Here is an 18,995-nt window from a genome sequence, read left to right as displayed (position 1 = left end):
ATAGCGCGGAAAGTTATTTGTAAACGGGTCGTGTCGGTCAGAGTGGTTCGGCGCAATGTACGAGCACATACTGATACCGTACGACGGGAGCGACGAGGCGAAGAAAGGCGCAATTCACGGGATCGAACTGGCGGCCGCACTCGATGCGGAGGTCACTACTCTCTACGTCATCGACCTGCCCGGCGCACCGCGAGCGCTGGCGCTGCGGGACGACGAAGAGCAGATGCGGGAAGATTACCGGAAGTACGGCGAGGAGGTTCTCGGCGAGATCGAGGACATCGCCGCCGAGCACGGCGTCGAGTGCACGACGGCGATGCGAACCGGGTCGCCGAGCGAGGAGATCGTCGACTACGCCGAAGACGAGGGGATGGGCGCGATCGTGATGGGCTCGGCGTACCGCGGCACGATCGGGTCGCTCCTCGGTGGCACGACCGACAGAGTGGTGCGGACCGCGACGGTGCCGGTGATCACCCAGCGGATGGCGATGGAAGAGCTGTAGACGTGCAGGCCGACCGCGACAGCGGAAAACGAACCGAGCAGGCGAACGCGGGGACTACTCCCCGACCAACCGTTTTTCTCGAAAGTAGATGACGATGCTGGCACTGAAAAACAGCACGCCGGCAGCAGCGTAGTTGCCCACAGTCATCGCGAGGACGGCGACCGCGAAGAGGACGACCACGAAGAGTGCGGCGGCCGTCGCAAGATAGTTTGGCATACGTCGTGTGCGCGGTGTGAGCACGTATAATACTGTCGTCCAGCCAAGACAGTGGCCCAATACTGTCGGAGATAACTATCCGCAACACCCGGAGTACCGCATATTATCACGGATCCACGTCCGATAAGATCAGTAGTCGTGTCTGAACTCCCAGTGGTACCGACATTCGTGGCACGTCGCCCACTCGGGGACCTCGATCGTGTTCGGGTGCCGATGGCCGTGTTCCATCTCCGAGCCACAGACCGAGCAGAGAAAGTGCTGAAGTTCGAGGTCCGGGAACTGGTCGTAATCGTACTCCGAGACGCATCGAGGACAGTCGATATCGTCGTGCGGGTGGCGCTGGTAGATGTCGCTACCACAGCGATCACACCGCAAAAGCGCGGGCGGCCGCGACCCCCAGCCCACGTCGCCGTCGAGCGTCGTCGTACTCGTCTCCGGACTCGACAAGCGGAAGCCGGACTTCTCCGGATCGGCGCGAAGCGGCGCAACGATCCGGACCCCCAGGCGTCGGAGCCATCGAACCACAACAAGTAAGGATTCTATCACTATGTGGATTAGGGGTCGTATGTACGTTAATTTCACGCACACTGGTCTGTCACACTTTGTCAACCAGCAATCAAGAGAGAGGAATGGTTATATGTACCTTCGTCCGTGCGTACCGCACGCAACGGTTTATCGAAACAACGTACCCCGACACAGGAACCACACGAGGGCATAAATCCGTGAGTGACCACGCTGCAAAAATACGTCTACAGAGTGTATTCGCCGGTTTTAGTCACTCACTGGCGAATATTGCCCAAGCTTTATTATATCTCAACGATTGATAGTGAGTGAGGTTGTGTAACATTCCACTCAGGAGTGACTCAACCAACGACGTGCGACGGTGGGTACACTCCCGGCGTCGGCAGTACAGGGCGGAAACCGAGCTGAGCGGGAGAGCGGACCTGGGGGAGACAGACGAGCCGCAATACCCGAATCGGTGGCACCACAATGATACCAAACGAACCACGTAAATTCGGCGCAGCGGAGGTAGCGTATGTCAGATAGCGACGACGGAGGAATGAGCGATGGACTCCAGGTGGAACTGTTCCACCCCGAGTCCGACCGGAAGCCGGGCGACACGAACATCCAGCGGTTCGGATTCGACATCCATCCGATCGTGTTCCCGGTCGCACTGCTTTTGATCGCGGTGTTCATCGCAGTAACGGTGCTTCTCGGCGATCAGGCCGCACAGGCGTACTCGGCAGTGCGTAGCTTCTTCGAGGGGAACTTCGGCTGGTTCTACCTCCTGGCGGTGAACATCTTCATCGTCACAATACTGTACTTCGCGCTGGGCAAGTTCGGAACGATCCGGATCGGCGGCGTCGAAGCAGAAAAGGAGTTCAGCGACTTCGCGTGGATGGCGATGCTGTTCAGCGCCGGGATGGGTATCGGCCTGATGTTCTTCAGCGTCTCCGAACCGCTGTACTACGTCTCGAACGTACCAGGGTTCTACAACGCTGAGGCAGGAACCGGCGCAGCGGGCGTAGCCGCGATGACACAGACGTTCTTCCACTGGGGCTTCCACCCGTGGGCGATCTACGGTCTGGTCGGACTCGGGCTCGCCTTCTTCTCGTTCAACCGCGGACTACCGCTGACGTTCCGGTCGATCTTCTGGCCGCTGCTCGGGGAACGGATCTACGGGTGGCCCGGTCACGTCATCGACCTCGTGACGGTGTTCGCGACCCTGTTCGGGCTCGCGACCTCCCTCGGACTCGGCGTCGCGCAGGTTAATACCGGTCTGTCCTACGTCCTCGGCGATATGCTGGGGCTCGTGAACATCCCGACCGGAACTATTCCACAGGTGCTCCTGATCGCCGGGATCACTGCCATTGCGACGCTCTCTGTCGCCGCCGGTCTCGAAGGCGGCGTCAAGCGTCTGAGCACGATCAACCTCTACCTGATGTTGACGCTGCTCGGGTTCCTCCTCATCGTGGGCCCGACGCTCTACATCTTCGGTGCTTGGGTCGAAGGGCTCGGCGCGTACTTCGGCAGCCTCCTCTCGCTGTCGTTCTTCACCGGAACGATGGGCGAGGGTGGCGGTACCGTCGGTGCGTGGACGGTGTTCTACTGGGCCTGGTGGATCGCGTGGTCACCCTTCGTCGGGATGTTCATCGCGCGTATCTCGAAGGGCCGGACCGTCCGCGAGTTCGTGATGGGCGTGCTGTTCCTCCCATCGCTGTTCTCGACGCTCTGGCTCGCCGCGTTCGGCGGCAGCGCGCTGCAGAACACGATCGTCGGTAACGGGCAGGTGCTCGCGACCTACAACGAGTTCGGTCAGACCGTCGCGATGTTCGCGATGTTAGAGCAGTTCCCGCTCGGAGCCATTTCGGGGCTTCTGGCGACCCTGCTCGTGATCACGTTCTTCGTGACCTCCTCTGACTCGGGTTCGCTGGTCATCGACCACCTGACGTCGGGCGGTAAACACGACGTCCCGAAGGTCCAGCGCATCTTCTGGGCAGTCACCGAGGGTGCAGTCGCGGCCGTGCTGCTCATCGGCGGCGGCCTCAACGCGCTGCAGACGGCTGCGATCGCGACCGGTTTCCCGTTCGCGGTCATCCTGGTCTTGATGTGTTACACGGTCTATCAGGGCCTCAGTAACGAACACGAGATCCTCTCCTCGGAGAAGTTCGCAGAGCGCATCCAGGATCTCAGCGACGAATCCGAGATCGACGTCGTCACTTCGGGCAACGAAACGGTGACAGAGATCAGAAGCGGCGCCGACACGGAGGGCAGCGACTAAGTGTTCGGCTACCGGCATCCCGCCCTGGCCGAACCGGGAGTTCGATCGAGATTTGACATTCGATAAGACACGGGCAATCGTCGCCGCAAACGCTGCCGGCGATCGTACCGCGACGGTGATCGGCGACCGTCGTCGACTCGATTCTTCGGGACACTCACGCGACAACGAGAGCCATCAGTCCGAGTCGACATTTCGGACTAACGCCGTGAATCGTCTCGTAGCGTTTCCGACTGAATACACAGCCGGTCACACGACCGCACGAATGCGTGCGAGTGGGTGTGTGAAGACGGGTGCACGCGACGCTATTCGTGAGCGCCCAGTTGGCAGTATCGCTCGGGTGGGTGTCAGTAGTACTTCCACTCGTCGTCGTCCTCCTCAGAGGGAGGGCGGCGTTGGACGCCCTCCGTCTCCGAATCGGTCTCGTCGGGCCAGCTGATTCCGTCGTCCTGGAGGCCCCGATAAATGAAGCCGCCGAGAGCCACGAGCATTACGAGGAGGATTACCGTCCCCGCGAGGTTCACGGCCCCCTGAAGCGACTCGAACGGTAGCTGGAGGAGCACGTCACCGGACGCAGTGATGAGCTGTGAGACGCTCATAGAGGAACTATGTGCCGCAATCGTATCAGTGTTCTTCGGCGCGACGTTCCGCCTTGTCGGCGTGGATCCATCGCCTGACCGGCCCGCCGATGCCGACAGCGGCGACGCCGAACCACACGAGCGCACCGAAGACGACCGGCAGGACGAGAACGGCGATCGACGCACCGAGCGCGACGCCGAGCAGTCCGATCCACGGATCCTGTACGCCAGCGGCGTTCGCGAGCCACGAGCCGACGATGACGAAGCCGAGCCCGCCGAGCGAGAGTAGCGCGCCGCCGAGCACGACGGCGCCGGCGACGGTGATGAGAGAGACTCCGACTCCGAAGCCCGCGAGTTGACTGTACGCGTAAACGACGAGGAAGGAGACCAGTCCGTAGGCGATGAAGCCGTAGAGCACCGATAAAATCGGGCTCTCCGTCGACGCCTCGACGGCGGCCGTCAGGCGGTCGCCGTACCGATAGATCACGAGACCTCCGAAGACGACGCTGGCCAGAAACGCGCCCACAGCCCGAGTCGGCGCTGGTGCGTCGAACACGACCGATGGATCGAACGCCTGCAGCGGTGCCACCGACTGGAAAAGGGGGCCGGCAACGGCTGCGGCAGCGACCTGTAGAATCACGCGATTGAATAACATAGCGCGTGGTGAAAGTGTATCGGTCTCCGCCGTCGCTGGGACACGGGAGAGGAGAGGAGAGGAGAGGAGAGGAGAGGAGAGGAGAGGAGAGGTTAGGTATCGGAGTCGGGCTCGACACGACCTTCTGCCGCACGCGCAACCGCGACGTTCTCGGCGACATCGTGAACGCGGACAACCGCTGCGCCGCGGTCGGCGGCGATCGCCGTCCCCCCGAGCGTCGGCGCGAGACGATCATCGTCGGCGTAATCGACCGCCTCGAACATCGACTTGCGGGAGTGCCCGATCAGAACGGGACAGTCGAGGGCCTCGAACTCGGCGGTCCGGTCGATCAGCTCGAACGATTCGGCCGGCGACTTCCCGAAGCCGCACCCCGGGTCGATGACGATTTTGTCGCCGTCGATACCAGCGCGCTTGGCCCGAATGAGCTGCTCGGAGAGTTCGTCGAGAACGTCTTCGACGACGTCGTCGTAGGTGGTCGTGCGGTCCGGGTCGACCGGCACAGTGAGACTGTGCATCAAGACGAGCGAGGCGTCGTGTGCGGCGACGACGAAGGGCATCTCCGGGTCGGCGAGCTGCGAGACGTCGTTGACGATGTCCGCGCCGGCGTCGAGCGCCGCATCGGCCACGGCCGCTTTCCGGGTGTCGATCGAAATCGGGACGCCGAGGTCGGCGATCTCCTCGATGACCGGCACGACGCGGTCGATCTCCTCGTCGACAGGCACGGGCTCGGCACCTGGGCGGGTGCTCTCGCCCCCGACGTCGATGATATCGACGCCGTCTTCGATCATCGCTTCGGCCCGGTCGACGGCCGCATCGAGGGCCTCGTACTCGCCGCCGTCGTGGAAGCTGTCGGGCGTGACGTTGAGGATACCCATCACCGCCGTTCCGTCGGTAGCGAGCGGCTCCAGACCCGCCTCGCGAGGCGGGTCGACGGGATCGAGGCGGTCTTCGAGTTGCGTCGCGAGGCGGCGGAGTCCGAGGCCGTCCGCCGAGAGCGTCCGTGCGAGGTCCCGGAACTGCGCGGTCGTCCCGGCGAGCACCGTCGCCACCAACTTGTCCGGGCTGCCAGCCGTCGAGCGGTAGCACTGCCCGCCGATGTCCGAGAGGTGGTCGGCAACGCGTTCGGCCTGCTCTTTGCGAAGGTAGGTCCGGAAGACCCGTCGATCGATGCCTTCGAGAGTGTCTGCAGCGGCGTCTACCGGCTGTGGTTCGTCGGCCGTCGCACCCGAGACATCGGCGTCGAAGGTGGCACCGACGAAGGCGTTCTCGACGTGCGATTGCCGCGTCCGAGAGACGGGAACGAGCCGTCGGGTCCAGCGGTCGCGGGCCTCCGCGACCGCGTACAGCGACCCGGTGACGAGGACGAAGTCGTCCTCGTCGGCTGACTCGATCGCTCGCTCCGTGGCCTCGGGAACCGACGGGACGACGTCCACCTCCGCGGCGTACTCCGCGAGTGTGTCAGCGAGGGCGTCCGGATCTTCGGCGCGGTCGAGGTCCGGCCGGGTCGCGTACGCGGTCGCGACGGGGGGAAGCGACGCAATCATCTCGTCGTAGTCCTTGTCGGACATCGCAGCGAAGACGAGATGGAGGTCGTCGTAGTCGTAGCGCTCGACGAGGTCGGCGATGGTCTCGGCAGCACCGGGGTTGTGCGAACCGTCGAGGACGGTCATCGGGTCGGTAGACATAATCTCGAATCGCCCCGGCCACAGCACCGACCGGAGACCCTCCGCGATCGTAGTGGCGTCGACGTCGGCGATCTGTCGCGCGAGCGTGGCCGCGACGCCCGCGTTGGTAGCCTGGTGAGCGCCTAACAGAGGACTCTGCGTCTCGACCGACCAGTCCGAGCCCGTGATCGAGATCTCGCTTTCGACGTCGGAATGCATCCCGACTTCGGCCGCGACGACGTCTGGGTCCGTCTCCGCGGGGCCGACAGAGATGGCGTCCGTCACCTCGCGGATCGCATTCAGGGCCGCGCCGTCGGCACCGGTGACGAGGGGCGTATCCCGGGGCGCGACCTGTGCTTTGTCGCGTGCGATCTCTTCGATGGTGTCGCCCAGTAGTTCCGTGTGCTCTAAGCTCACGCTCGTGACGGCACTGGCCACCGGGTCGACGGCGCTCGTCGCGTCGTACCGGCCGCCGATGCCGACTTCTAACACCGCCACGTCGACATCCATCTCGCTGAAGTGTCGGAGCGCCACCGCAGTGAGAACCTCGAAGTGGGTGGGCTCGTCGTCGTCCTCGCGGAGACGGTCGACGCAGGGACCGAGTTCCGCCGCGTACTCGGCGATCTTCGATTTGGGGACCTTGCGGCCATCGACGCGTACCTGCTCGCGAAAGTCGTTCAGTCCCGGCGAGGTGAATAGGCCGACGCTCACGCCCGCGCGACGGAGGACGCTTTCGAGCATCCGCGCCGTGCTGCCCTTCCCGTTCGAACCGGCGATCTGCACGCAGTCGACGTCGAGGTGCGGATCGCCGAAGTGCGAGAGCATCCGCGCCGTCGTCTCGATCCCGAGTTTGGGCCGGCGCCGCTGAAACGAGGTGAGATGGTCGGCCGCCTCGTGATACTTCATACCACGTATTCGGCGGCGGTCACCTGATTAACCTATCGCAGAGCGACCGGAACAAGAACAGTCAGAAATTGAATAAATATAGGGTCGGAGATCACGCATACGATCATATCGGATCAGAATACGCTGATGAGGGACTGCATTCACGTCACGATCGTACGTGATAAACCGTAGTGTACCCTGTAAAATAGCATTACACGTGTAGGCACGTCAATCCACGACAATAATCGTAGGTTGTCGAATTTTTTCGAAGGAGTCCGAAAAATTCGGATAGGTTCGGGTGGATGTGGCGCGCAAACGAAACACGAAATGATATATGGGATATATGTTCTCCGATACCCTTACGTGGCCTCCGAGGGTCATCCGGAGGTATGACGTCGTCAGACGACAGCGAAGGCTTCCCGACAGACTACGAGATCGCACAGTCAGCGGAGATGGAACCGATCGAGGACGTCCTCGACCCCTGGGGCATCGACGCCGACGACTTCGAGGCGCACGGAGACTATAAAGCGAAACTGACGCACGATACCGTCGATCGACTCCGTGATAACGCATCCGAAAAGGAAGGAAACCTCGTACTGGTAACCGGGATGACGCCCACGCCGATGGGCGAGGGCAAGACCGTCACGACGGTCGGGCTCGGACAGACGCTCAATCACGTCGGCGAGGACGCAATGATCGCGATTCGAGAGCCGTCGCTGGGGCCTGTCTTCGGCGTCAAGGGCGGCGCGGCCGGCGGCGGCTATTCGCAGGTGCTCCCGATGGAGGACATCAACCTCCACTTCACCGGCGACCTGCACGCGCTCACGTCCGCGCACAACCTCATCTCGGCGATGCTCGACGCGAAGATTTCCCAGAGCGACGAGTTCGACGTCGACATCAACGACGTGTCGTGGCCGCGCGCGCTGGATATGAACGACCGCGCGCTTCGCGACATCGTCGTCGGCCTCGGCGGGAAGACCGGCGGCACGCCGCGCGAGGAACGCTTCCTCCTCACGGCTGCCTCGGAACTGATGGCCGTGCTCTGTCTCGCAGAGGATCTCGGCGACCTCAAAGAGCGCGTCGCGCGCATCATCGTCGCCTACGGCGAGGACGGCGAGCCGATCACCGTCGACGACATCGACGCAACCGGCCCGGCCACGATGCTCCTGAAGGACGCGATCAAGCCGAACCTCGTCCAGACCATCGAGGGCACGCCCGCGTTCGTCCACGGCGGCCCGTTCGCGAACATTGCTCACGGGACGAACTCCCTGATCGCCGACAAGGCCGCCTTCGGGATGGGCGATTATCTCGTCACGGAGGCCGGATTCGGATCGGACCTCGGCGCGGAGAAGTTCATGAACATCGTCTGCCGACTCGGCGATATGACGCCGAACGCGGTCGTTCTCGTCTCGACGGTCCGCGCGCTGAAGTACCACGGTATGGGGATGTGGCCCGCAGACCTAGACGCCGTCAAGGAGGCCGGCGTCGACGAACTCGAAGCCGGCTTCGCGAACCTCGACAAGCACGTCGAGAACCTCCAGAAGTTCGGCGTCCCGGTCGTCGTCGCGCTCAACCGCTTCCCCGACGACACCGACGAAGAGATCGAGGCAGTCATCGAACACTGTCGCGAGGACCTCGGCGTCGAAATCGCCGAATCGAACGTCTTCGCCGAGGGTAGCGAAGGCGGCGTCGACCTCGCAGAGCACGTCGTCGACGCGGTCGAGGCGGGCGACGAGGACGACTTCGACCACCTGTACCCCGACGACGCGCCGATCAAAGAGAAGATCGAGACAGTCGCGACCGAGGTCTACGGAGCGGATGGCGTCAACTACACCGGCAGCGCCGAAGACGACATCGAGCGGATGGAGGAACTCGGCTTCGACGACGCGCCTGTCTGTCTCTCGAAGACGTTCCACTCGCTGAGTGACGATCCGAGCAAGAAGGGCGCCCCCGAGGGCTGGGAACTCGAAGTCCGCGAACTCTACCCCTCGGCCGGCGCAGGGTTCATCGTCGCGCTCACGGGCGACGTGCTGGATATGCCCGGGCTTCCGGCTGAACCCGCGGCTGCCGGAATGGACATCGACGAAGACGGCAACATCAGCGGCCTGTTCTAAGACGGAGGGTCGCGGCCGTTTCGTGAGTCGGCCGCGATGCCGACCCGACCGAATCTGTGTCTTTACTTTTCGGCGGCGATGACCCAGAGTGCCCGATAGAGGTCCCACAGAGTACAATCACAGCGCTCGGCGACGGCCCGGTAGGTATCGAGATAGCGTTCGTACGCGTCGGTCGTGACTGGATCGGGATACGGTTCGTCGAGTTCCCCGAGTTCACGGAGCGTCGCCCACTGCCGCGAGTCGACGACGACGTAGCGCTCGGGGTCGATGAACTGGCAGAACGCCGATGCGATCGGGACGTCGACGCCGGCCAGATCAGTCAGCGACGACACCATCTCGGTCGCGGTATCAGCCTCGACAGCAGCCGAGATGGCTGCGTGAACGTCCTCGTAGTCGTTCTCGTCGTACGCGTCTTCGATCGCGCCGCGGTCCGCGTTGGGAATCTCTCCCATAAATCGGCGACCGTACCACTGCACGACCCACTCGGCGTCGCGCCAGCCGTAATCGCCGCTCGCGAACGTCTCCGGGAGCAGATCCACGTGCTCCTCCTCGACGGTCGAGAGGGCTTGCACCTCGGGATATGCGCGGCGTTTCTCGTCGACAACCGCTGCAGTGAGATCCATACACGCGGTAGCCCCGCCAGTCGCCTCAACGTTTTCCTCTGACGCTGAACTGAACAGAGTCGGCCAGAACACAACACGTTCGTGAGTTGTCTCGATCGGTATCAGCTCGTGTTTGGAAGTGATAGCTTATCGATATATCTACAAAGAGACAACGATCGGTGGGGAGGATCTGTCGTTACAGCAGGTCGAATCGTCGGAGATGTCTCCGGATAGCCCGTTAGGCCGGAAGCCCACCGCTGGAGTCGATCGTCCGGATAAACCGGTGTACTGTATGTGAGAAAGATTCATACTTGTGGCAAGGAAGGAATACGAACGAGATGATCCATCAGCGGGAGGAGTCCAATAATGTCAAGTGAAGATCAAGATCCGGTGAAGACGATCTGTCCGTACTGTGGCGTCGGGTGCGGCATCCAGGTACAGCCAGGCGAGGAGCCGAGCGATATGCGATTTATGCCGTGGGGCGACGCCCCCGTCAACGACGGTCGCGTCTGCATCAAAGGCGGTGCGGCGACGCAGGTCGTCGACCACGAGGACCGACTCACGGAGCCGTTGATCAAGGAAGACGGCGAGTTCCGCGAGGCGTCGTGGGACGAGGCCTACGAGCGTATCGTCTCGGAGATGGAGTCCATCCGCGAGGAGCACGGCCCCGACGCGATGGGCTTTTTCGGCTCCTCGAAGACGATGAACGAGGAGAACTACCTCCTCCAGAAACTCGCGCGCCGCTACGGCACCAACAACGTCGACAACTGCACCCGAATGTGTCACGCCTCGACCGTCTGGGCGCTGCGGACGAGCCTCGGCGCGGGCGCGATGACAAACAGTATGGAGGACCTCATGAACGAGGCCGACGTGCTGTGGATCCAGGGCGCGAACCCCGCCGAACAGCACCCCATCGCGAACAGCAACTACTTCCGCCAGGCGGTACTCGACGGCGCGACCGTCATCCAGGTCGACCCCCACGCCAACAAGACGACCCGCTCCTTCGAGATCGAGGACACCGACCGCCACCAGCACCTCCAGCTCGAACCGGGCACCGACATCCCGCTTCTCAACATCGTCCTCAAAACGGTCCTCGAAAACGACTGGGTGGACGAGGAGTTCATCGCAGAGCGCACCGAGGGCATCGAGGATCTGCGCGAGACGCTGGAAGACTTCGACAAGGAAGCCGCCGCCGAGGAGTGCGGCGTCCCGCTCGAAGACATCGAGCTCGCCGCCGAGAAGTACGCGAACGCCGACAACGCAGCCATCTTCACCGGGATGGGGATGAGTCAGCACACCTGCGGCGTCGACAACGTCCAAAACGAGATCAATCTCGCGCTCGCCACCGGCAATCTCGGTCGTCCCGGCACCGGCGTCAACCCGCTACGCGGGCAGAACAACGTCCAGGGGACGAGCGACGTCGGCGCGATGCCGAACGTCCTTCCGGGCTACCAACTCGTCGACGACGACGAGGCGCGCGAGAGCGTCGAAGACGTCTGGGGATTCGAGGTTCCCGACGAACCGGGACTGACGAACGTCGAGATCACCCACAACATCGGCGAGAAAATCCACGGGATGTACGTGATGGGCGAAAACCCCGTGATGTCCGAACCCGACGCCAACCGCGTCGCCGAGCGCTTAGAGGAAGTCGACTTCCTGATGGTGCAGGACATCTTTATGACCGAAACCGCCGAGTTCGCCGACGTCGTCCTCCCGGCGACGACGTGGGCCGAGCGGGGCGGCACCGTCACCAACACCGACCGCCGCGTCCAGCGGATGCGGCCGGTCCAGAAGGTCCACGAGAACACCAAGCACGACCTCGACATCCTCTGTGAGGTCGGGACCCGCCTGTTCGGTGAGGGCTTCGACTTCGACACCCCCGAGGAAGTGTTCGAGGAACTTCGGGAGGTCTGTCCGATCTACCACGGGATGACCTACGACCGCCTCGGAGAGGACGGCGTCCACTGGCCCTGCTACGAACCCGGCGACGAGGGCGACCCGTTCCTCTACGAGGACAGCTTCGACACCGAGAGCGGTCTCGGCCAGATCGAAGGCGTCACCCACCAGCCACCGAAGGAGACGCCCGACGACGAGTACCCGCTGATCCTGACGACCGCGCGGCTCGAAGAGCACTACAACACGGGGACGATGAGCCGGCGCTCGCCGCGGCTCAACAACCAGTACCCGGAGAACTTCGTCGACGTGCACCCGAACGACGCCGAGCGCTACGGGATCGAAGACGGCGAGAAGGTCACGATCAAATCCCGCCGCGGTGAGATCACCGTCGAGGCCCACGTCACAGAAGACATCAAAGAGGGGGTCATCTGGACGACGCCGCACTTCGCGGCCGCCTCCGCCAACCGTCTCACGAACGACGTGCTCGACGAGCGCGCGAAGATTCCGGAGTACAAGGCCGCCGCCGCCGAGATCGAAGTCGGCGTCGAGCCATCCGAGGGCAGCGACGCACCGGCCGACGACTGATCACAGCGCGCAGTCGCGACTCCCAGTTCAGTTTTTTGCGGACGGATCTGACCTCAATCGTCACAGCTCGCCAGTGACTCGCGAGCCACGGGCGTGTCGTCGTCGACGACGTCGAGGAGATCGAGTCGGTCCAGGAGCGCCCGGGTGGGAACCCCCGCTGCGCTCCAGTCGCGGGCGGCGTAGTAGCGGCGTCGCAGTCGGTCGAACCACGTCGTGTCGATGGCGCGTCCGTCCGCGGGACCGCCGGCGAGCGGACGCTCGAAGGCCGACGGGAGCGTCTCGTCCGCAGCGTCGAATCCCTCCCGGACGTTGAACAGGCGCGTGAGCGTCCAGGTGCGTTCGCCGACGCGGAGTAGTTCCGCAGGGTCAGTCGGAGCTGGTGTGTCCACCGTCGAGAGCCACTCGGCCCCGAGGTCGTCTTCGAGGACGGCGCCGGCGAAGTCGTCGGCGACGAGACTCCAGAGGACCGAGGTGATCGTCTGTTCGCGGATCACCAAGCGGACGCGGTCGGCGTCGTCCCACGAATCGCCATGAAACACTTCGGTCTCGGCCGGCAGCGAGCGGCGGTGACAGGCCCCGCGGTCGCTCGTCGCGTATGCCAGCGCCATCGACGGGGAGCCGCGCGGGTCGTAGGCGGGGACCTCCATCGACTTGATCGTCGGGACCAGGTCCGCACCGCCGAGCGATTCGGCGGCCGCCTCGACGCCGTCGGCGAGTGCGTCGGCGACGCCCGATTCTCGTGCAGCGATCCCCTCGATGAGATCTCGTGCCGCGTCGTCGTCGCCGAAGGTGGGCGCGCCGTCGAGCACCGGATCGAGGTCGACGGCCCCCGCATCCGCGGCGCGGATCGCCCACGCGACCGCGTTGCCGGCGCTGATGACGTCGAGGCCGAGTCGGTCGCAGACCTGTCCCAGCGTCGCGACGGCGTCGAAGTCGTCGATTCCGAGGCCCGCACCGAGCGACATCTGAGTCGCGCCGCGCGGAACCGACTCGCCGGTCTCGGTCTCGACGCGGAAGCCGCCGGGCACGTCACCCTCGCGCTCGCGGTCGACGGCCGCGTCGCGGACGGCGTCGATGCCGATGGCGGCCGCGCCGTCGAACGAGCCCTCCTGCCACCCGCGCGTGGAGAGGACGCCTACCTCGTCGGCGAAGTCGACAGTTTCCAGCGTCGCGCTCGCGGCGTGCCAGCGCCCGACGTCGGTCTCGCGGTAGCGGCGTTCGTACTCCTCGCGGAGCGCCGCGGTCTCGGGGTCGAGATCGAGCGGAGCGCCACTCGCGACGACGGCTTTCAGCCCCTTTGCCCCCATCACCGCGCCCGCCCCGCCGCGACCGGCGTGGTGGTCCCCGCCGTTGGAGGCGATCGTCGCGTATCGCACGCGGTTCTCGCCCGCGGGGCCGACGCAGGCGACCGAGCTTTCGAAGGCGTCGCAGGTCTCGACGACGTCGCGGCCCCAGAGATCGGGTTCCGGCGAGAGCGTCGCCTCGCCGTCGTCGAGTTCGAGCACGGTGGGCTCTTCGGCCTGCCCGGTGATCGCGACGCCGAGCGCGCCATCGAGCGCGCCGACGAGGTTGGCAGCGAAGTCGCCGCCGCTGTAGGAATCGAGGAACGTACCCGTCAGCGGTGAGCGGGTGATCGCCGCAAACTGCGGTTCGCCGGGAAGGAGGCCGCTCAGCGGCCCGATCATAAACAGAAGGTAGTTGTCCGGGCCGAGCGGATCGGTCCCGGGTGCGAGTCGCTCGTAGAGATAGCGGGCACCGAGCCCTTTGCCGCCCACGTACTCGGCCAGCCACCGCTCCGGGATCGGGTCGCGCTCGACCGTGCCGGCGCTCAGGTCGACCCGGAGAAGATCGGTGGGAGCCGCGTCGCTCATACGAGAGACCGTAGCAGGGCGAGATTCATTAAGCGTTTGCTATGGGTAGGTTCGTGTCAGCCGCTGGACCGGGTGAGGTGTGTCGAGCGGTTCAGCGGGCGAGGTGTGTCGAGCGATTCGACAGGTGTTCGGTGCGGCTCGGCGGGTGCTTCGGAACGCCTCACTCGGTCGTCGCGATCGCTTCGATCTCGACGGCCGCACCCTTCGGGACGGCGCCGGCTCCAACAGCGCTGCGTGCGGGCGGTTCCTCGTCGAAGAACTCGCTGTACGCCTCGTTGAACTCGTCGAAGTCGTCGATGTCGTCGAGGAAGACGGTCGTCTTCAGCACGTCCGAGAGCGAGAGCCCCTCGGATTCGAGAATGGCTTCGACGTTGCGCAGGCACTGTCGCGTCTGGTCCGCGACCGACTCGTCGTCGAGGAGTTCGCCGTCGGTCGTCAACGGGAGCTGTCCGGCGGTGATCAGAATGCTACCGTTCGTCGTTGCCTGGCTGTACGCGCCGACTGCGGCGGGTGCGTCGTCCGTGCTGATGGTTCGCTTCATACGCAGTCGACTACCTCAGCGGGCGTCTTAAAAGTCGGTAGAGTGGCCACGACGGGCACATCGTGACAGTCTGAAAATATGTTGTGTCTTCGTCGGTTGCGTCGATAGCTCAGTGCCTCGGGAATTCACTACCCCTGATTGATGATGACGATAGCGACGAGCGCGAGACCGATGCCGATCGCCTTCTGGAACGACAGCGGTTCACCGAGCGCGGCGACGCTGATCACGGCGGCCGTGACGAAGTACATCCCACCGATCGTCGAGACGACGGCGGTCGATCCAACCGTGACGCCGACGAACGTCGAGACGACGCCGACCGCGGCCGCGACACCCGCGACAGCGGAGTAGAGCAGTCCGCGCTGCGTCACCGCCAGCGACGCGTCGGAGTATACTACGTAGAGGCCTGTGACCACTGTCGCGGTCAGGTACGACGCGAACGCGGCCATCTCGGGGTCGATCGTGTTCGAGGCGACGTCGCCGAAGATGATCCAAAAACCCCACGCGAGCATCGTACCCATACCGAACAGGATCGCAGGGTTCACACGGGCACACCTCCGCGTGAGCGGATCCAGCAGAAGGAGACTCGTCTCCGAATTGAGACGCCGATCGGCAGACAAGCCAGTCGGAGTACTACCTGTTTTCGTGACATATCCGGTGCTACATCGCTGAGGGTGTTTAGCCTGCCGGTGGGACACAAAAGGACAACGAGACAACAGTACAGTTTTTATCTCCGATACTCGAAGGTATGATAGTGGTTGACTCACGCGACGAGGCCGGCGAGCGGCCGTTCGAGGAGGTGTTCTATCCGACGGATCGCGTCCCGTTCGTCGAGTGGCGGGAGTTTTCGGGGGCAAAGCCGACGGTCGCGCTGACTGCCGCGGTGACGGTACTCGCGTTCGTAACCGGGCTCTCGAACCTGAGCCAGGCGCAGCCCGTCGTCGCCGGGCCGCTCGCGGGCGTCCTGCCGATGGCGGAGACGTTCGTCCGCTTTGCGGGCGTCCTGTTCGCGTTTCCACTGGGGATCGTAACGTTCGGGCTCCGACGACGGAAGCGACTCGCGTGGCTGGCAGCGACAGCGCTGCTCCCGGGCCTCGCGCTGCTGCCGCTGACGACGGGGCGAACGACCGAAATCCCGCTGTTGCTCCTTATCCTCGTCACCTTCCCGCTCCTCGTCTGGAACCGAGAGCGGTTCGAGCAGACGCTCGACCTCTCGTCGTTCCAGATCGCGTCGCTGACCTCGATCTTGGGCGTCGGCCTCTACGGAACCGTCGGCTCCTACGGTCTCCGCGGACAGTTCATAGGTCTCGACGGCTGGGGCGACGCGATCTACTACGTCATCGTCACCATCGCGACGGTCGGCTACGGCGACATCACGCCAACGACGGCGGAAGCGAAACTGTTCTCGCTATCGGTGATCCTGTTCGGCACGGGCGCGTTCACCGTCGCAATCGGCGCGCTCATCGGCCCCGCGATCGAATCCCGGATGGCGGCTGCCTTCGGAACTATGACCGCATCAGAACTCTCACTCCTCGAGGATCACGTGGTGGTCCTCGGATACGGCGACGTGACAGAATCGTTCCTCGAACGGGTCGGCGACGAGACTGACCTCGTCGTCGTCACGCCCGACGCCGACGCCGCGTCCCGGTTGACCGATCAGGGAATCGAAGTCCTGACCGACGATGCCACGGACGAGTCGGCGCTCGAAGACGCACGAGTGGACGTCGCGAGCGGCGTCGCTGTCGCGGGCGACGACGACGCCGAGAACGTCTTAGCCGTCCTCGCGGCGCGAAACGTGAATCCCGACGTTCGGATCGTCGCCGTCGCCAACGAGGAGACGCACGTCGGCAAACTGGACGCCGTCGGAGCCGACGAAGTGATCGATCTACGGGCGATCGGCGGGCAACTCCTCGGAGCGTCCGTGTTGAATGGAAGCGCGGACGGGACCGCCCGCGACGACTTGCTGGGAGTTTCGGTGACAGGGGACCGCTCCGATGGATCGGACGACGCAGCGCGCAATGCGGAGGGGACGTGACCACCGTGTCCAGAGCGGCGCCGAACTCGGCTGCAGTGACAGGCAACAGAATGATAGTGCCTCCTGCTAACAGATAACGTATGAGTACGACTGACGGCACGGGTTCCCAACAGATGCTGGCGAGCGCCCTTCTATTGGCGTTCGTCGGATCTGGCGGGGTCGTCTTGGTCGGGTTCTTCTTCCCCTCCTTCGTCGGTCAGGCGCTCGGAGGGCAGACGTGGCTCGTACTCGCACTCGTGTTTTTCGGCTCCGGTCTCGGGTATCTCGCCGCGCTGCCGTACGAGCGGATTCGCCCGGACGTCTCCAGCGAGTCGTCGCTGCTCCGCATCCGACGCGGTTCCGTGCGTGCGGTGCTCTCAGATATCGTCTCAGTCCACGATCCGGTGACACTCGGGCTACCGATACTCGTCTTCACGCTCTACTTCGGATTCCAATTCACGTTTCCCGGAACCACGGCGGCGGTCGTCGACGGCCTGACGAACTCCGTGCTTCGAGGGCTGGGACCGGTGCTGTTGGGGACCGTGCTCCTGTCGGTCGGCTACTGCGCAGTGCTGCTGTTCAGCGCCTGGGGCGACGTCAAGCTCGGCGGCGAGGACGTCGAACCCACCTACACGTACCCGACGTACTTCGCGCTCGTGTTCACTGCGGGAATCGCTGCCGGCATCGTCTTCTGGGGGCCCGCAGAGGCGCTCTTTCACTATCGACAGCCGCCGCCGTACTTCGACGTGGCCGCGGGCTCTGAGGCCGCGATCGGGGCGGCGCTCGTGTACGCGCTCTTTCACTGGGGGATCTCGGCGTGGAGCGCCTACGCGGTCGTCGGGATTCCGATCGCCTACTTCGTGTTCGAGCGCGGGGCGCCCCTCCGGGTGTCGGCGATTCTGACGCCGTTCCTCGGCGTCGACGGACTGGACTCCTCGTGGAGTCGCCTCGTCGACACGCTCGCGGTGTTCGCGACGATCGGTGGCGTCGCGACCTCGATCGCGCTCGTCTCCCAGCAGTTCCTAGCGGGCGTCGAGTACCAGTGGGGCGTCCCACCGGGCGGGCTCGGTCCAGTGCTGTTCGTCGGAGGGCTGGCCGCGGTCTACGTCCTCTCTGCGGTTTCCGGGTTGCATCGGGGCATCCGCCGGATCGCGGGCCTCACTGTCGTCTTGTTCGGCCTGTTCGCGCTCTTGCTCCTCGTCGTCGGCCCGCGCTCGTTCATCGCAGAGCGCGCGCCGACCGCACTCGGGGCGTACGTCGTCAACTTCGTGCCAATGAGCCTGTACGCGACCGGGTCGTGGGTCACCGAGTGGACCGTCTGGAACTGGGCGTGGTGGTTCTCGTGGGCTCCGTTCGCGGGAATGTTCCTGGCTGCTCTGTCTCGCGGACGACGGCTGCGAACCGTCGCATTCACGAGCGTCGTGGCCACGTCGGCGGCGACCGGCGTGTGGTTCCTCGTTTTCGGCGGGACGTCGCTGTCGATCCAGCACTCCGGACGGGCTGACGTCCTCGCGGCCATCGCGGAACGCGGCGGTTCGGAGGCGGTTGCGGGCTTTCCCCTGCTGTCGGCGCTGCCGCTCGGCGACCTCCTCTTGTTCTTGTTCCTGGCGCTCATCGTCGTGTTTATGGTAACCTCGGCGGACACGTCGACGCTGATCGCCGCGATTCTCGCGTCGCGGCGAGGTGTCGCTCCGTCCCGAGGAAGCATCGCGATCTGGGGTGCGTTTCAGGCCGCCGTGGCTCTTGCCGTGCTTCTCGTCGGAGGGGCGGAGACGCTCCAGGCGCTGGCCGTGCTCACGGGCGCTCCGTTCGCTATTCTGGCGCTCCTCTCGTTGTCGGGGCTGTCGCTCGCGCTCTATCGTGAGGAACGCGGCCAGGACCACACCTCGATCGTGCGGCAGGCGTTCGATCGACTGCCGGAGGTTCAAACCCACCACGACGTCGAACCGCCGGATCGGAAACAGTGAGGGAGCCGCCGGTGCGTTCTCACCGCCGATCGACAGAGGACGAGCCTCGGGTGACGTCGCTCCCACCGTCTCGACGAACAGTTCATACGCGCGGTGACGACGTTAGATCACGCTCGGTGACAACGTTAGATC

15 protein-coding genes are annotated in these 18,995 nt (G+C 64.3%); 6 read left to right on the top strand and 9 right to left on the bottom strand.

The genetic code is table 11. The features are described 5' to 3' along the window. Positions 1 to 55 precede the first annotated feature (55 nt). Positions 56 to 499 (top strand): universal stress protein, encoded by a 444-nt coding sequence (locus tag NO347_RS09180; protein ID WP_256289313.1) that lies wholly within the window; start codon positions 56 to 58, stop codon positions 497 to 499. A 54-nt stretch (positions 500 to 553) separates the two neighbouring features. Here the strand turns inward: NO347_RS09180 and NO347_RS09175 are convergent, their stop codons facing one another. Together NO347_RS09175 and NO347_RS09170 are read right to left on the bottom strand one after the other, a co-directional pair. Continuing rightward, positions 554 to 715 (bottom strand): hypothetical protein, encoded by a 162-nt coding sequence (locus tag NO347_RS09175; protein ID WP_199723140.1) that lies wholly within the window; start codon positions 713 to 715, stop codon positions 554 to 556. Positions 716 to 844: 129 nt separating this feature from the next. Then, the gene (locus NO347_RS09170) at positions 845 to 1,261 is read right to left on the bottom strand and encodes a hypothetical protein (RefSeq protein ID WP_256289312.1); all 417 of its coding nucleotides are present in this window, start codon (positions 1,259 to 1,261) and stop codon (positions 845 to 847) included. A 490-nt stretch (positions 1,262 to 1,751) separates the two neighbouring features. On the opposite strand from NO347_RS09170, the gene NO347_RS09165 reads away from it, so the two are divergent. Next, the gene (locus tag NO347_RS09165; protein WP_256289311.1) at positions 1,752 to 3,497 is read left to right on the top strand and encodes a BCCT family transporter; all 1,746 of its coding nucleotides are present in this window, start codon (positions 1,752 to 1,754) and stop codon (positions 3,495 to 3,497) included. A gap of 344 nt (positions 3,498 to 3,841) precedes the next feature. Here NO347_RS09165 and NO347_RS09160 read toward each other — a convergent pair whose 3' ends face one another. The 3 genes from NO347_RS09160 to folP all read right to left on the bottom strand — a co-directional run bounded on the left by NO347_RS09160 (position 3,842) and on the right by folP (position 7,297). Continuing rightward, complete coding sequence (locus NO347_RS09160; protein WP_199723139.1) at positions 3,842 to 4,093, bottom strand: hypothetical protein; 252 nt, start codon at positions 4,091 to 4,093, stop codon at positions 3,842 to 3,844. A 25-nt stretch (positions 4,094 to 4,118) separates the two neighbouring features. Then, entirely contained in the window at positions 4,119 to 4,727 is a 609-nt protein-coding gene (locus NO347_RS09155; RefSeq protein WP_256289310.1) for a hypothetical protein, read from the bottom strand. A 92-nt stretch (positions 4,728 to 4,819) separates the two neighbouring features. Next, entirely contained in the window at positions 4,820 to 7,297 is a 2,478-nt protein-coding gene (gene folP, locus NO347_RS09150; protein WP_256289309.1) for a dihydropteroate synthase, read from the bottom strand. Positions 7,298 to 7,665: 368 nt separating this feature from the next. Between folP and NO347_RS09145 the strand changes: the two genes are divergently transcribed. After that, positions 7,666 to 9,390: a formate--tetrahydrofolate ligase gene (locus NO347_RS09145; RefSeq protein WP_256289308.1), complete on the top strand. Its 1,725-nt coding sequence runs from the start codon at positions 7,666 to 7,668 to the stop codon at positions 9,388 to 9,390. A 62-nt stretch (positions 9,391 to 9,452) separates the two neighbouring features. On the opposite strand, the gene NO347_RS09140 is transcribed toward NO347_RS09145, so the two are convergent. After that, positions 9,453 to 10,013, bottom strand: a complete 561-nt coding sequence (locus NO347_RS09140) for a hypothetical protein (protein WP_256289307.1) — start codon at positions 10,011 to 10,013, stop codon at positions 9,453 to 9,455. Between the two features lie 345 nt (positions 10,014 to 10,358). On the opposite strand from NO347_RS09140, the gene fdhF reads away from it, so the two are divergent. Next, entirely contained in the window at positions 10,359 to 12,473 is a 2,115-nt protein-coding gene (gene fdhF / locus NO347_RS09135) for a formate dehydrogenase subunit alpha (protein WP_256289306.1), read from the top strand. 53 nt (positions 12,474 to 12,526) lie between these two features. Here the strand turns inward: fdhF and NO347_RS09130 are convergent, their stop codons facing one another. From NO347_RS09130 to NO347_RS09120, 3 genes are all read right to left on the bottom strand, one after another. Beyond that, entirely contained in the window at positions 12,527 to 14,344 is a 1,818-nt protein-coding gene (locus NO347_RS09130) for an aldehyde ferredoxin oxidoreductase family protein (protein ID WP_256289305.1), read from the bottom strand. A 160-nt stretch (positions 14,345 to 14,504) separates the two neighbouring features. Continuing rightward, the gene (locus tag NO347_RS09125; protein WP_121570016.1) at positions 14,505 to 14,885 is read right to left on the bottom strand and encodes a Rid family detoxifying hydrolase; all 381 of its coding nucleotides are present in this window, start codon (positions 14,883 to 14,885) and stop codon (positions 14,505 to 14,507) included. Positions 14,886 to 15,013: 128 nt separating this feature from the next. After that, a complete protein-coding gene (locus NO347_RS09120) occupies positions 15,014 to 15,427 on the bottom strand; it encodes an EamA family transporter (RefSeq protein WP_256289304.1) in 414 nt (137 codons plus the stop codon). A gap of 209 nt (positions 15,428 to 15,636) precedes the next feature. Between NO347_RS09120 and NO347_RS09115 the strand changes: the two genes are divergently transcribed. Both NO347_RS09115 and NO347_RS09110 read left to right on the top strand, forming a co-directional pair. Continuing rightward, the gene (locus NO347_RS09115) at positions 15,637 to 16,917 is read left to right on the top strand and encodes an NAD-binding protein (RefSeq protein ID WP_256289303.1); all 1,281 of its coding nucleotides are present in this window, start codon (positions 15,637 to 15,639) and stop codon (positions 16,915 to 16,917) included. 80 nt (positions 16,918 to 16,997) lie between these two features. Next, complete coding sequence (locus NO347_RS09110; RefSeq protein WP_256289302.1) at positions 16,998 to 18,863, top strand: BCCT family transporter; 1,866 nt, start codon at positions 16,998 to 17,000, stop codon at positions 18,861 to 18,863. Positions 18,864 to 18,995: the final 132 nt, after the last annotated feature.

Source organism: Halobellus inordinatus (assembly GCF_024464655.1).
Taxonomy (GTDB): domain Archaea; phylum Halobacteriota; class Halobacteria; order Halobacteriales; family Haloferacaceae; genus Haloquadratum; species Haloquadratum inordinatus.
This window is presented reverse-complemented; position numbering and strand designations above follow the sequence as displayed.